At 69.8% G+C, this 14,192-nt stretch carries 13 protein-coding genes and 1 pseudogene; 5 read left to right on the top strand and 9 right to left on the bottom strand.

Annotated features, from left to right (window positions below; all coding sequences use genetic code 11):
* Window positions 1-2: 2 nt before the first annotated feature.
* Window positions 3-1,301, top strand: a complete 1,299-nt coding sequence (locus tag ACIRJT_RS19805) for an ATP-grasp domain-containing protein (RefSeq protein ID WP_403910868.1) — start codon at window positions 3-5, stop codon at window positions 1,299-1,301.
* 571 nt (window positions 1,302-1,872) lie between these two features.
* A complete protein-coding gene (locus ACIRJT_RS19800) occupies window positions 1,873-2,235 on the top strand; it encodes a hypothetical protein (RefSeq protein ID WP_403910866.1) in 363 nt (120 codons plus the stop codon).
* Window positions 2,236-2,301: 66 nt separating this feature from the next.
* On the opposite strand, the pseudogene ACIRJT_RS19795 reads toward ACIRJT_RS19800, so the two are convergent.
* Window positions 2,302-2,370, bottom strand: a pseudogene (locus ACIRJT_RS19795) (30S ribosomal protein S14); the annotation flags it as partial.
* A gap of 344 nt (window positions 2,371-2,714) precedes the next feature.
* Here ACIRJT_RS19795 and ACIRJT_RS19790 point away from each other — a divergent pair.
* Window positions 2,715-3,245 carry a GNAT family N-acetyltransferase gene (locus ACIRJT_RS19790; protein WP_403910864.1) on the top strand — a complete coding sequence of 177 codons (531 nt, stop codon included), beginning with the start codon at window positions 2,715-2,717 and terminating at the stop codon, window positions 3,243-3,245.
* 43 nt (window positions 3,246-3,288) lie between these two features.
* Here the strand turns inward: ACIRJT_RS19790 and ACIRJT_RS19785 are convergent, their stop codons facing one another.
* From ACIRJT_RS19785 to aztB, 8 genes are all read right to left on the bottom strand, one after another.
* Window positions 3,289-4,098, bottom strand: a complete 810-nt coding sequence (locus ACIRJT_RS19785; RefSeq protein WP_403910862.1) for a class I SAM-dependent methyltransferase — start codon at window positions 4,096-4,098, stop codon at window positions 3,289-3,291.
* Window positions 4,099-4,178: 80 nt separating this feature from the next.
* Window positions 4,179-5,402: an aminotransferase class V-fold PLP-dependent enzyme gene (locus ACIRJT_RS19780; RefSeq protein WP_403910861.1), complete on the bottom strand. Its 1,224-nt coding sequence runs from the start codon at window positions 5,400-5,402 to the stop codon at window positions 4,179-4,181.
* Entirely contained in the window at window positions 5,399-6,736 is a 1,338-nt protein-coding gene (locus ACIRJT_RS19775) for a pyridoxal-phosphate dependent enzyme (RefSeq protein WP_403910860.1), read from the bottom strand. The genes ACIRJT_RS19780 and ACIRJT_RS19775 overlap by 4 nt, the downstream gene beginning before the upstream one ends.
* Window positions 6,726-8,231: a Y4yA family PLP-dependent enzyme gene (locus tag ACIRJT_RS19770; RefSeq protein ID WP_403910858.1), complete on the bottom strand. Its 1,506-nt coding sequence runs from the start codon at window positions 8,229-8,231 to the stop codon at window positions 6,726-6,728. Before ACIRJT_RS19770 ends, ACIRJT_RS19775 begins: the two co-directional genes overlap by 11 nt.
* Before the next feature lie 228 nt (window positions 8,232-8,459).
* Window positions 8,460-9,662 (bottom strand): zinc metallochaperone AztD, encoded by a 1,203-nt coding sequence (gene aztD / locus ACIRJT_RS19765; protein WP_403910856.1) that lies wholly within the window; start codon window positions 9,660-9,662, stop codon window positions 8,460-8,462.
* Between the two features lie 105 nt (window positions 9,663-9,767).
* Complete coding sequence (gene aztC, locus ACIRJT_RS19760; RefSeq protein ID WP_403910854.1) at window positions 9,768-10,742, bottom strand: zinc ABC transporter substrate-binding protein AztC; 975 nt, start codon at window positions 10,740-10,742, stop codon at window positions 9,768-9,770.
* Window positions 10,739-11,974 (bottom strand): hypothetical protein, encoded by a 1,236-nt coding sequence (locus ACIRJT_RS19755; protein WP_403910852.1) that lies wholly within the window; start codon window positions 11,972-11,974, stop codon window positions 10,739-10,741. Before ACIRJT_RS19755 ends, aztC begins: the two co-directional genes overlap by 4 nt.
* A gap of 20 nt (window positions 11,975-11,994) precedes the next feature.
* Window positions 11,995-12,855, bottom strand: a complete 861-nt coding sequence (gene aztB, locus ACIRJT_RS19750; protein ID WP_403910851.1) for a zinc ABC transporter permease AztB — start codon at window positions 12,853-12,855, stop codon at window positions 11,995-11,997.
* Window positions 12,856-12,870: 15 nt separating this feature from the next.
* Between aztB and aztA the strand changes: the two genes are divergently transcribed.
* Together aztA and ACIRJT_RS19740 are read left to right on the top strand one after the other, a co-directional pair.
* The gene (gene aztA, locus ACIRJT_RS19745) at window positions 12,871-13,614 is read left to right on the top strand and encodes a zinc ABC transporter ATP-binding protein AztA (RefSeq protein WP_403910849.1); all 744 of its coding nucleotides are present in this window, start codon (window positions 12,871-12,873) and stop codon (window positions 13,612-13,614) included.
* A gap of 163 nt (window positions 13,615-13,777) precedes the next feature.
* The gene (locus tag ACIRJT_RS19740; protein ID WP_403910847.1) at window positions 13,778-14,191 is read left to right on the top strand and encodes a hypothetical protein; all 414 of its coding nucleotides are present in this window, start codon (window positions 13,778-13,780) and stop codon (window positions 14,189-14,191) included.
* Window position 14,192 lies beyond the last annotated feature (1 nt).

Below are 14,192 nucleotides of genomic sequence, written 5' to 3'. Positions count from 1 at the left end.
CCATGATCGAGACCACCATGCCCCGACCCGAGCAGATCGTCGTATGCAAGTGGCACCCCGAGCTGATCGGCTCGCTGCTTGACCGTTCTCTCGAGGTGTACGTGATCCTGGACGCCTTCGATGTCGAGCACATGCACCCCGACCGGAAACTGCTCGCCAACGCCGAACGAGTCTACGAGATCAGCGAGTTCGACTCCCTGGAGGAGATCTCCGCGGTTGCGGCCGACCTCTCGCTGCGGGGTGTCGCCGGAGACCGGATCATCAGCTTCACCGAGTTCAGCCAGTTCGGAGCCGGCTATCTGTCCACCCTGTTGGGCGACACCGGTGATCCGCTGCGACACGTCGCGTACCGGGACAAGCGGCTGATGAAGCAGCGGGTGGCGGCCGCCGACGTGCCGACCGCCGCCTGGGTCAGCCTGCCGGACCGGGCCGACGAGCAGGATCTGCGGGCGGTCCGCGAACAGCTGACCTTCCCGATCGTGGTCAAGCCGGCCTCCGGCGGCGGCACCATCGGCACCTTCGCGGTGAATTCCCCCGAGGAGCTCTCCCCGAAGCTGGCCGGCCTCGGCGCCACGCCGTTCGTGAAGACCAGTCAGCTCATCGCCGAGGAGTTCGTGGTCGGCAGGGAGCTGCACATTGACGCCTTCTGGGAGGAAGGGGAGCCACTGCTGTTCCTGGTCAGCGCGTACCACGAGAACCGGCTCACGGTCCTCGACGGCATCTCCTGCGGCGCGGACGCCACCCTCGCGCTGGACGGCAGCAGTGTGATCGCCCAGGAGGACGCCCCCGAGCTCTACCGACGAGTACTGGAGCTGCACCGGAGCGTGAACCGGGCGCTCGGCATCGAACGGGCCGTCACGCATCTGGAGGTGTTCGAGCGCCACGACGGCGAGCTGGTCTTCTCCGAGATCGCCACGCGACTCGCCGGCGCCTGGATCCCCCTGATGCTGAGCGAAGCCACCGGCATGGACATCTACCGCTCCCTGGCCGAGTCCATGACCAACGGCAAGATCCCGGCCGCCCGGCCCTCTCGGCGCCACATCGGCGGCCTGCACCTGCGCCCCTCCGCGCCCGGCCGGATCACCGCGATCCCCAGCACGGAGGAAATTCTCGCAGTGGACGGGGTGCTACGGGTCCAGCGACTCCGGAAGGTGGGTGACGTGGTCGATTTCTCGCACCCCTCGGAGTGGTGCGTCTTCGTCGTCATCGGCACCGACGACGCCACTGAGTACGAGGAGTTGCTTCACCGGGTGGCCCGGGAGATACGCATCGAGGTCGAGCCCCTCGGCGCACGGAGCTGACCCGGGACATGTTGCCCTCGCCGGCCCCGGGGAACCACGGGAACCGGCAGTCCGGCGGCTCGCAGACGGCTCACAGACGGCGAAGGGTGCCCCGGAGCATCGAGAACAGGTGCTCCGGGGCCCGCTCCGGCGGGACCGGTTCCGACGAGGACATCGCTCCGATGGCCCTCGTCGACTCCTGGCCGGATGACCGCCGCAAGGCGATCGTGCGGACCCTGCTCCGTACGGTGCGTCCCTCCGGTCGTGCGCGCACCGTACGGAGATCCGGCCTTCGAACCGTCCGCCGCCCGTGCCGCCAACAGCAGCTACGCCCAGGACCTCGTGTTCATCGGCACGCACCTGGACACGGACGCGCTGCGGCCGCTCCGGCCCTCTGCCTCATGCGGGAGGACGAAGAGCTGCCCGCCGAGGACCCCTTCCCCGCGTGGGACACCTACGGGTTCGACGAGAGCTGCGCTCACGAGCACGCTCCCCTCGCAAGCGCGTCGGAGCACTGAGACTCCGGACCGGACGGTGGTCGCAGCCACGGCACCGTCCGGTCCGGTACACACATCAGACAGGGAGGCAGCCCATGGACAGGGAGAAGCCGCATCTCGGAAGGGTGCAGGAGACGCTCCTCGTCCCGCTCTACGCCCGGTTCCCGGGCTCCCTGCTCGCGCTCGACACCGCCGGCCCCTGCTTCTTCGACACGCAGGAACAGCATGACGCCCTCAGCAAGGTCGAGGCGCGTATGCACTGGTACTGCCCCGACCCGGCCGACCTGACGGAAGGGCATCCCGGAACCGAGGTGGTGGCGTCGCACACCCTCACCAGCCTGCCCTGCCCCCTGCTCGCCGAACTGCCCGCTTCCTACCAGCAGATGGTCTCCGCGCTCGCCGAGCAGCGGCTCCCCCAGGCCGAAGGCCACCGACTCAGCCTCCTCCACCTGCCCTGACCGGCGGTGCCCTCGTGCCGGAGGCGCCCACCCCCGGCACGCCGCTCGGCCCGCGGGACGGCTCGGCTACCAGAACGACTTGGTGACTCCGGGAAGGAACCCGGCGTGGGCCTGCTCACGCATGCGGACACGCGCGTCCTCGAGTCCCGCCTTCCCACCGCCGCGGACTACGCAGCCGGCTCCGCGTCACGGAAACACCTGCCGGCCGCGACCCAGGGCTCCGGCGCGTGGGAGGTGGGCGTCCTGCGCGACGCACCGCGACCATGAGATTCACCGAGGTGGAACACACCGTGGAACTCTCCGGCGTCTGCGACCGCTGCCGCGTCGATGTAACCGCGCACACTCCAGCGGAACAGCACGCCTGAGCGGGGGTTCACGCCCGGTCGGCGGCGCGCTCCCGTTCAGCAGCTCGTAGCGGAGATCCGCAAGGCGCTGGCAAGCTAACGGGTGTGACAGCGTCCGAGACGGTACCCAGAACCGTGATCGCACAACTCAGCCGACCCCATGACGCCACCGAAGCCGTCCGGCGGAACCTCGCCGCATGCTGGACGGCGGTCGTCAACGCAGGAGGGGCCGTCGTCCCGATGGGCTGCCCGCTTCCGCCGGTGGCCCAGGCCGCGCTCCGCCCGGCGGTCGAGCGAATCACTCGTGAACTGTCCCCCGACCACAGCAGACTCCTCATGGCAACGGTGGACGGCGCACTCGCGGGCTGGCTGCTGCTGCGCCGCGAGGCGCATCCCCTCGCGGCGCACTGCGGCGTGCTGAACCACGTCCAGACACACGTGCACTTCCGCGGCAGGGGCGTGGGCGCCGCGATGATGCGGCACGCCCAGGGTGTCGCGCGCGACGAGATGGGGCTGGAGCGGCTGCGACTCGCCGTACGGTCCGGTCTGGGGCTGGAGGAGTTCTACCGCAAGGCGGGCTGGGAGGAGGTCGGCCGGTGGCCGGGCGCACTGCGCGTGTCCCCCGGCGACGACCGCGACGAGATCCTGATGAGTCTGGCCCTGTGAGAGCTTCGGCGATTTCTGATTTCGCAGGCGTCGGGCGAACCGCTCACCGACCTCGGGTTCCGGCGGAAGCGGAAAGCCCATCCGCGCCCCCCATGACCGCCACCAGTACGGCGCTGTCTCCGAACTGCCAGACCGGCGCGACGTGGGCGAAGCCGGCCCGACGCAGCAGTGCGGCGTGTCGGCCCACCGTGATCTGCCCGTCGCCGCCGCTGCCGCCATGGAGGGCATGGCGCCGCCGGCGTTCATCGAGGAAGTCTGCCAGTTCGGGGTCCCGGGCCGCGGCGTCCCACCAGGACCGCCAGTCCTCGCACGCGTGGCCGCCCAAGCGCTCGGACCTGCGACGGCTCACATGGGCAGTGAGCTCCGAGCAGGCCGCCGCATCCGGCGGGAAGTGGTCCCCGTTGACCAAAACGCCGCCGGGGCGCAGCAGGGACGCGAGGGCACGGTAGGTGCGCAGCAGCACCGGCTCGGTCAGGTAGTGCAGAGCGGTCGTCGAGACTGCGGCGTCCAGCGGGCGCTCCAGCTGGAGGGCATCGATCCAGCCGTCCGCGCCGATGACGGTGTCGACATAGCGGGCGGCGTCGGCATGGTGGGTACGTCCCAGTTCCAGCAGCACGGGGTCCATGTCGGCGGCCACGATCTCGGCGTGCGGGAAGCGGTCGGCGAGCCTGGCGGCCAGCGAGCCGGGGCCGCACCCGAGGTCCAGCAGCAGGGGGCCGGCGCGGCCGACGACGGCGTGTTCGACGACATCGGCGATCACGGTGAACCGCTCCTCGCGGTCCACCGCGTACCGCTCCTGCTGGCGTTCCCAGCGCTCGACCCAGGTCCTGGCCGTCGCCATGCTCACACCCATAGCTTGCGTCACCTCGTCTGTCGCTCGTCCGTGCGGGGGCACCGACGAATCCACAGATGGTAACGATTATCAATTGCCATTCATGCCAACGACGCGAGGACGGCCAGCAACCGGTCGATCTCCTCCACCGTGTTGTACACGTGCAGGCTCACGCGCACCGAAGCGTCCCGAGCATCGGAGCCGGCCTGGCACAGGTTGTCGGCCCGCACCATGAAGCCGTGGCTGAAGAGAATGAACCCGAGATCATCCGAGGGGATGTCGCGATGCCGGAAGGTGATGATGCCCCGTCGGCGCTGCTCGACGGACAGGGCGGAGTCGGCGGACAGACTCGCCTGACAGCCGACGATCTCGTACGGCCCCAGACGCGCGAGCCGGTCCGTGAACCGAGTGGTGAGCGTCGTCGTCCAGTGCGCGACGCGCTCCGGTCCGATCGTGTCGAGCCAGTCCAGGGCGGCCCGCAGCGAAACGATGCCGGCCGTGTTGGGCGTGCCCTGCCAGCCCTCCGGCCGGAACGCCGGCCCCCGCACATTGCGCGCCCAGATCGCTCCTGAGCCTGGCAGAGCCATCGCCTTGTGCCCTGAGAAGACCACGAAGTCCACATCGAGGGACGGGTCGTCGAGGTGGACGGGCAGGTGGCCGACGCTCTGCGCCGCGTCCAGGCAGATGGCCACCTCCGGGCCGACCGCTTCACGGATACGGTGCACGTTCATGTCCCCGCCGTAGACGTGGTGGACGTGGGTGGCGGCCACGAAGCGGGTCCGCGGGCCCACGGCCCGGGCCAGGGCCAGATGGTCGTAGTCTCCGGAGCCCGCTTGGTACGGCAGCGCCTGCACGCGGACCTGGACGCCGCGCTCGGCCAGCAGCCGCCGGGCCTCGATCCAGGGGTCCAGATGGGCCCGGTGGTCGGCGTACGGCACGAGGATCTCGTCCCCGTCGCTGAGGTACGGCACGAGCCAGTCGCGGGCGACGGTACGCAGGCCCTCGGTGGTGCCACTGGTGAAGTGGACGCCGGAGCGGACCGGTTCGGGGTCGTGGAGGAACTCCTTGACTCGCTCACGGGTCGCCTCCACCAGTTCGGTCGTCCGGTTGGCCCAGGGGTAGGTGCCGCGGCCGGCGTTGGCGTTCGACGTCATGAGGTAGGTCTGAACGGCCTCCAGCACGGCACGTGGCTTCTGGGACGTGGCGGCGCTGTCGAGATAGGCCAGCTCCGGGTGCGCCGTGATGATGGGGAACTGTTCCCTCGCTTCCTGCTGCCAGAGAGGGTTCTCAGGCTCGGGGGAAGGAGGCGGGTCCGCCGGGCTCATTCGCGCACCAGCGGTGCGCCGGCGTCCCGCCAGGCGACGATCCCGCCGGCCAGACTGCGGACGTCCGGGTGGCCCATCCGGGACAGTGCGGCAGCGTAACGCAGTGATTTCTCGCCGACGGGACAGGCAAGCAGTACGGGAGTGCGCTTGCTGAAGGGAAGCCCGCCGCGGAGCAGGTCCTCGAACACCTCGTCGACGATGTTGACCGAGCCTTCGATGTGCAGGGCGGCGTAGGCGTGCGGGCTGCGCAGGTCGACGACGAGTGGGCGAGGATCGCCCTCCGCGGACCACCGCCGGGCGTCGTCCACTTCGATGACGCGAGCTTCCGCGCGGGCCTCGGCGTCGGTGACGGCCGCCGCGGACCGCCCACGGCCCGTTCGGCCCAAGAGCTCCGGGCGCCGCTGACGCACATAGCTGAGATAGCTCTCGGCCCGGTCGCACACGATGAACACCGCCGTACGACGCTGCCCCGTCCCTTCCAGCTCCTCGTCGGCGTAGCGCAGTTGCCGAACCGACCCTTGGTAGGCGGCACCGCCGGTCGGTCCGCTCAGCAGTCCGCAGCGGCGGATCAGGGTGATCATTCCGTCGATGGCCTCGTCCGAGGTGACCGACTCGATGGTGTCGTACGTCGCCGGGTCGAACAGGCCGACCTGGTGGACCTCGTCGATGGTGCGGATGCCCGGTATGAAGTCCGATTTCTGGGCGACCAGGCCGAGGACCCGCACGCGCGGGTCATGCTCGCGCAGGACCCTGGCGACACCGGTCGACGAACCGGCCGTCCCCACGCAGGCGATGAACCAGTCCGGCGCCCGGCCGTCCAGATCCTTCACGATCTCGGGGCCGGTGCCCTCCGCGTGGGCCTCCACGTTGCGGGGGTTGAAGTACTGATCGGTGTGCAGATACGTGCTCCCCGGGTCGGAGAGCGCCCGGTGGAAGTGTGTCAGCGGGTCGTCCGTGTCGGTCGGGTCGAGGCACTCGCTGCGCCCGGGAAGTTCCTCGATCTCGGCGCCGATGAGCAGCAGGAGTTCCTTGATCTCGGGTACGCGCATGCGGTTGGTGACGCTCTTGAACCTCACGCCGTGCATACCTGCCAGCAGAGCCAGCGCCTTGGCCGTGTTGCCACTGGAAAGCTCCGCCACCGTCCCCTCGCCGTCGGTGGCAGCCTCCAGGTGGGGTCGGGCCATGTGCCAGGCGGGCCGGTCCTTGACAGACCCGAACGGGTTGAGCATCTCCAGCTTGGCGTAGAGGTCGATGTTGCGCAGTCCGTGCACGGTGGGATCTATGCGCACCAGAGGCGTGTTGCCTATGGCCTCGGTGATGCTGTCATACCTCATCCGGCTGCTCCCCCACGGGTGTGATCGGCCAGTAGTCCTCGTCCGGGCACCAGTTCCAGGATTCGCCCCGTCGCTCCACCGCGACCGTCCGCGCGACCGGCTGCCGCTGCGCGCGGTGGGCGTGGAAGTCCATCGCGTACCCGGCGGTGTTGACAAAAGCCAGCAGGTCCCCCGCCGCCGGCAGCCGCGGCAGGTAGACCAGACGGCGCGTGATGAGGTCACCTTCCAGGCAGAGGTTGCCCGTCAGATAGACACCGACCGGCTCCCCGTCATCGGCTGCGGTGGTGCCACCCCGCGGCAGCAGGACGGGGTCCACCAGGACGCCGTGCTCCTCCAGGCTCATGTCACCCGCGTTCACGGCGAGGTGCACCAGGTACTGCCCGGAGCCCGTGTCCGCGGGGCGTACGTCCAGCACGCGCGCGAGCGACAGTCCGCACTGGTCGACGAGCGAGCGCCCCGGTTCGATGTGCAGGTCGTGGAGGTGCTCCAGCAGGAGGGTGGCGGGCGGGCGGCCCAGCACCGGCGCGGGCAGAGAGAGCAGCTCGTCGAGGTAGCCGGGGCCCGCGGTGGGGCGGTGCGCGGGGTACAGCGCGGCGGCACCGCGCACCGTACCGCCCTCGTTGCGCAGCCCGTATCCGTGACCGCGCCAGGTCAATGGCGGGCGGACACCGAGCACCGCCTCGGTCAGCGCGGTGGTCCACCGGTCCCACTCCTCCGCTTCGGCGACGTAGCCGACGCCGAATCCACCCCCGATGTCGAGAGCGCGCGGCGAGAGCCCCCGTGCCCGGCATGCGTCCATGAACAGCACGCACTGCTCCAGCGCCCACACCTTCTCCTCCAAGCCGATGGTGTCGAGGTGATATGCGGCGCCGACGAACTCCAGCGTCTCCGCGTTGCGTTCGAGCGCCGACAGCAGCGCCTCCGTGTCCCGTACCGGAGTGCCGAACCGGCTACGCCGGGAGAGCAGTCGGGTGCCCGCTCCCCCGCGGCCGGAGGCGTACTCGAAACCTGACAGGCGTACCAGCACGGCGACCCGGCCGAGCCCGTGCGCGCGCACCAGGCCGGAGAGCCGTTCCAGCTCGCCGGGCGAGTCCAGATTGACGGTCGCTCCGACTCGGGCGGCCAGCCAGAGGAACGCGGCGTCCTTGGGGCCGGTGGCCATGATGCGGTTGCCGGTGAATCCGCACCCCAGCGCGTGCCTGAGCTCCTCCACGGATGCGACGTCGACGCCGACGACGGCCGGGTCCTCCGCCGCCAGCCGCCGCAGCAGGGCGCTGGAACGATTCGCCTTGTGCGCGAAGTACACGCGTCCGGTGAGATGGTGACGGTCGTAGACGGCGCGGAAGCGGGCGGCGTTCTCGGCCACGGCCCCGGGGAGCAGCACGTTGAGCGGCGAACCCAGCGCGTCGACGAGCGAGTGCAGGAAGTTCCGGTCCGTCAGCAGTGCATCGAGCGGCGGCTCCACCCTGGGCCTCAGGTATAAGGGCGCGTCCACGTAAGGCCTCTCCCGGTGTCGGCCGACTGCCGAAGTGGCGGTCGCTCGGGAGTAGTCGTTTCCAGGTACAACCGCTCCTAAGCCTCGTAGGTCCGGTTCCAGGAACGCAGGCCGCTGCTCAGGGAGAGGGTACTGAGGTCGCGGTCGAGCGCGCTGCCATGGATGCGTGTGCCCTCGACGCCGCGGCGTCGAGCCATGGCGGCGAGGGCACAGGCGCGCTCAGGTTGGTCAGTGTCCGGCGACGACGCCCGACAGCTCGTTGGTCCTCTTCGGCAGGGTGACGGAGGTGAGCCTCTTCCCCGTCTCCACGTCGATGGCGTGCAGCGCCTTCTTGCCGGGCTCGGAGACGTAGGCGACGTGTCCGCGCACGAACAGGGTGGGCCGGGCCTGCTGCCAGTCCAGCGGCTCCTGCCAGTCGCCCACGACGGGGATCTTCTTCTCGATTTTGCCGGTGTCCGGGTCGATGACGTGGATGGCGCCGTCGGTGCCGAGGACCAGGGCCTCGCCGTGCGGGCCGCGGGCCAGTGAGCGGAAGGAGTAGCTGGTGCCGAGTTCGACCAGGCGCAGCTTCTTCTTCTCGGTGTCGATGAGGGAGACCCGGGTGGGGCGTTCCAGCTCGGCGTCGGGGTCGGTCTTGTAGTCGCCCAGCAGAACGGGCGAGGCGTCGCTGCCGGCCTGGTTGCCGATGCGGCCGTAGTCGTCGGGCGAGGCGATCTTGGTGAACTTGCCGTCCTTGTAGATCAGGATGCCATCCTCGCAGCCGACACCGACGGCTTCGTTCTTCGCGGCGGCCTCGCCGTGGACACCGGGGCAGTCCTCGCTGCGCGCGATCTCCTTGTTGTTCCGGTCCAGCACCAGGGCGCCGGTGCGCTTCTCCTCGGTGCCCAGGGTGCTCACGAGTTTGCCGTCGGCCAGCTCGATGGCAACGCCGTGGTGCGCCTCGGCGGAGGTGTACGTGCGTCCTGACGGCTTCTTTCCGCTGCTCAGTGCGGTGGGGTCGAAGACGTTGACCTCTCCGGTGCCGTCGGTGAAGAGCACGGTCCTCGCGGCGTGACGGACTACGTGGCCCGGCTTGGCGCCCTTGTACTCGATGTCGGTGAGGTCCTGGTCGGCAGCGTTCAGGACGCGGAATCCGCTGTCGGTGGAGACCATGACATGGTCCTTGTCGCCTGCGGGGTTGACCCGGTTGAAGCCGGGCAGGTCGATGGTCTCGGCAAGCTTCAGGCTCTCGCCGTCGAGGATGTAGAGGCCGCCGTCGAAGGTGGCGACCAGCGGCTCCTTGACCGCCACCGCGGGCGTGGCGTCGGCTGTTTTGTCGGACTTGGTGTCTGCGGAGGAGGGGGTCTCGCCGCCACAGGCGGTCAGGACCGTGGCGGTGGCCAGGGCGAGTGCGGCACCCGTGAGGGCTCTGCCGCGTATCGACTTGTTCATGGGTTTGTCCCTTTCTGCACCGCGGGGTGGCGGCATGGAGGTACGACGAGCCGGCGCCCGATGGGCGGGTGTGCCGGGAGGACCGGGAGGTTCAGGATCTGGTGGTCAGGGGCTGGTCAAGCCGGTGACCATGGCGGTGGTGTTGGCGCGCATCATCCGCAGGTAGGTGTCGGCGCCCGCGCCCTTGGCGGTGAGGGACTCCGAGTGGAGTTCGACGACGCGAACCCCGCCGCTCATTTCTGTCCGCAGTACCTCGGCGAGCCGTTTGGGCTGGGAGGAGTCGGCGAAGACGGTGCGTACGCCTGCTCCCTCCATCGCCTGGGTGAGGGAGCGCAGGTCCGAGGAACTGGGTGAGGCAAGGGTGGTACCGCTGGGGATGACCGCGCCGATCACCTCGAAGCCGAAGCGGTCGGCGAGGTAGCCGAAGACGTGGTGGTTGGTGACCAGGGCCCGGTGGTCCGCGGGGACTCGGCCGAAGGACTTCTTCATCCAGCTGGTGAGGTCGGTGAGTTGCTTCGCGTAGCGGTCGGCGTTGGCCCGTATCGTGTCGGGGTCCACGCTGTTGACGTGCTCGATGACCTGGTCGGCTATCAAGCCGGTGACCTTGTGCATCCGATCGGGGTCGGTCCAGAAGTGCGGGTCGGGCTCTCCTTCCTGGCCCTCGGGGCCGCCGGCGGCGGCGTGGAAGGTGAGCGGGTCGGCCGCCTCGCCGGCGGCGAAGGTGGCGACACCGGACTCGCGGGCGGCGTCCACGTGCCGCAGGACGTTCTCCTCCAGGCCCAGGCCGTTGTAGACGACCAGATCGGCCTGTTCCAGCTCGGCGGCCTGCACCGCGGACAGTCCGAAGGAGTGCGGGTCGGCGTTGGGCTTCATCAGGACGGTGACGTCGGCCTCCTCGCCGACTATCTCGCGGGTGACGTCGCCGAGGATGTTGGTCGTGACGACGATGTCGGGCCGGTCGTCGTCGGTGGTGCAGGCGGTGGCGGTCATCGCTGTCACGAGGGCGAGGAGGCCCGCGATCAGGTGTCGGGAGCGAGCGGTGCCCACCCTCGCGCGACGCTTCGCCGCGGTTCGGCTCATCGACCGGCCTCCACCATGAGGACCGGCTTGACGTCCAGGTCGAAGGAGCGCGCGATGCGGAGGCCGTCGTTGTAGTCGATCTCGAACACCTTCTTGCCCTCGGGGTCGTTGACGTAGGCGCGGCTGCGGTCGACCTCGATGACGGGGGCGTTGCCGTCGGAGCCGTCCGGCTTCCCTGGTGTCAGCAGCGGCTTGGTCCGTGCGGTCTGCTTTCCGGTCGCGATGTCATAGCCGTGCACGGAACCGTCGGTCTCCAGTACGAGCAACGGGGAGCCCTCGCCTGCCGTGTTGACCGCGACGACGGGCCCGGTCTCCACCTGCTTCCAGCTCCGGTCGGCGACGTCCAGAACCCAGACGGCGTCGCCTCCGGCCTGGGCGGTGAGGGTGTCGCTGCCGGGACGATGACGGAAGGTGGTGGCGCGTTCCTGTCCCGGGACGTGCTTTCCGTACGGGATCTTCTCGGCAGTGAAGGCACCGTCCTGCGCACGCACGAGCAGGGCGCCGTCGGCACAGCCGAGAATCACGCCGCGCCGGGTGACCGCGTCTCCTCGGGGGGCTTCGCACGTCACGTCCGGGGAAGACACGCGTTCGCCCTTGCGGTCGAGGACGACGAGTCTGATGGCGCCACCCCTGTTCGCGAAGGCGAGCAGGTGTTCCTCGTACGGCACGACCGCACCGGCGTACGTGCCGCGCAGCGTCCGAGGAGTCGCTATCCGCCCCTTCTCCAGCTTGCCGCGGTCGTAGAGGACGGTGCGGCCGTTCTCGTCGGTCACCGCGGTGACGGCGACATCACTGCGTATCCGCGCTTGGCTGCCCGCAGGAATCTCACCCACGTCCCGCGTCGGCGCACTGTAGTAGTGGACGTGGTCGCCGTGGTCCACCATCCACGCTCCGCTGTCGAGCACATGGGTGCCGTCGGGCGCCTGGAGGTAGCCGAACCTGCCGTCCATGCCCAGCCGAACGGCATCCTTCACCTCGGCCGTCCTGTGCACCTTGCCGGTGACGAGGTCGAGGACTCCGGTGTTCCCGCTGACGGGGTCGTTCAGGAGGAGCCGGGACTGCTGCTCGGCGGCTTCCTTCGCTCCCTCGACGTAGCCGTGCGGAGTGGCGGACGGGGGATTCGCCTCGGATCGCCCGGCGTCCGGGTCCTCCTCCGCACAACTCGTGGTGAGCAGCGCGGTGAGCACCAGTGCGGCCGATGCCCACGGCGTGACGTTTCTGCGGACGGTCATGATGATCGCCTCGGCTTCTTTCAGTCGACTTCGAGCAGGGGTGCCGTGGAGTGGACCTGCCGCTTACGCCGGTCACGCAGGCCGGACAGGACGTGGGAGACGAAGAACAGGCTCACCGCGAGGGCCGCGACAGTCGCGCCGGCCGCGGTGCTCAGGTGCCAGGACAGCAGCAGGCCCCCGAACGTGGCCAAGGTGCCGAGCAGCGCGGCGAGCACCATGACTCCGCGCACGGTGCGAGCCCAGGGCAGAGCGGCCGCCGGCGGTGCGATGAGCAGCCCGAGGACGAGCAGCGTTCCCACGATGTGGAACGAGGCGACGATCGCCAGGCCGAGCAGGCCGAGGAGCACGGCGTGGGCAAGGCGCGGTCGCAGCCCCAGGGTGTGGGCCTTGCGCGAGTCGAACGCCAGGACCAGGAAGGCGCGATGACCGAGGATCGACACCGCCATCGCCGCGAACAACGCCGCCGCGAGCACGAGGAGGTCCTGTTGCCTGACCGCGAGTACGTCCCCGAAGAGGAACCCGGTCAGGTCGACCGCGAACGACTGCGAGCGGGACACGATGATCACGCCGAGCGAGAGCATGCCGACGAACAGCAGTCCGATGCCGGTGTCCTGGGACAGCCTGGGCGTACGGCCCAGCACGGTGACGCCTGCCGTCATGACAGCGGCGCTGACCACGGCGCCCGCCATGAGATTGCCCCCGAGGAGCGCGGCGACCGCGACCCCCGGCAGCAGCCCGTGGGACATGGCGTCACCGAGGAAGGCCATCCCCCTCAGCACCACCCAGGTGCCCGCCAGTGCGCAGATAGCGGACACCAGCATGCCGCCCCACAGGGCCCGCCGCACGAAGGTCACCTCGAACGGGATCGTCAACCATTCCATGCCCCGGACACTACAATGAAAACCATGTTCAACAAACCGCACCCCCCGGCCACCGCCCCCCTCGACCGGAGCGCATTCCTCCGATTCTCAGAGCTGTGCGCCGGCTATCCGGGGCACCCCGTCCTCCACCAAGTCAGCGGAGAAATATCGGAGTTGACCACGACGGTGCTCGTCGGCCCAAACGGCAGCGGCAAGTCGACCCTGCTCGGCGTACTCGCCGGTGTGATCAAGCCGACATCCGGCGACCTCCTCCGCACCGGTGACCGGCCGCCCGCCTTCGTGCCGCAGCGCGGAGCAGTAGGTGACACTCTTCCGCTCACTGTCAGGCAGACCGTGGAGATGGGACGCTGGGGCGAGCGCGGTCCATGGCGTCGGCTGACCGCACGGGACCACGCGACCGTGGACGCGATGCTCGACCGGCTCGGCATCGGCGACCTGGCCGCGCGCCAGCTGGGCGAACTGTCGGGCGGGCAGCGGCAACGCGCGCTCATCGCCCAGGGGCTGGCCCAGCAGTCGGACCTCCTGCTCCTCGACGAGCCGACCACTGGACTGGATCCGGAGGCGAGGGACCGGATCGGGGCGCTGCTGAGAGCGCTCGTCGCCGACGGGGTGACGATCGTCCAGGCCACCCACGACCTTGAGGTGGCGCGCGCGGCGGACACCTGTCTCCTGCTCCAGGACGGCCGCCTCGCGGGGCAGGGGCATCCGGACCAGGTCCTCACCACGTCGTCACTGGCGCGGCTCCGGCAAACGCTCTGAGGAGCCCGGCGCACGCAACCGCGACGGAGCGGCTCCCATCAGTCTCACTACCCGTCGGTGATTCACCGCCGGACCTGGTTCCCACGGTTCACGCGTGATCCGAGGAACGACATGGGCGCCCATGCCCCCCGCGAAGGCCACGGAATTGCCACGGATCGATGAGGTGACCACGTTGGTCACGGCGCAGCCGGAGAACTGGCCGGATGTGACGGTCCCGTTCATCGTGGCCACCGTCTGCCCGGCGGGGCGGGTCACGGTGATGGTGCCGTTGATGATGCTGTCGGCTCCGGTGTTCCGGTCGAGGACCGCGGTGGACGGACAGCGGGACGTGCCGCCGGGCAGGCACCCGGCGTCCACCGTCGCGGTGAACGCCTGTGTTCCGGAGGTCACGGGAACCGTCGAGCAGGCGAACTCGTTCAGGGCCGTCAACAGGGTCGGCCGGCTGGGACCGCGCCACCACACGGTGGAGAACGCGCACACGCGAGCATGGCAGGCGCTCCCGGCGACGCGGCGTTCCCGACCCATGGAACGGGCAGCCCGTCGGGCGCCCCTGGCGGGGCCCAGCGGGCCGCCGTAGT

The sequence above is a fragment of the Streptomyces sp. NPDC102283 genome (genome assembly GCF_044766265.1).
Lineage (GTDB): Bacteria > Actinomycetota > Actinomycetes > Streptomycetales > Streptomycetaceae > Streptomyces.
This window is presented reverse-complemented; position numbering and strand designations above follow the sequence as displayed.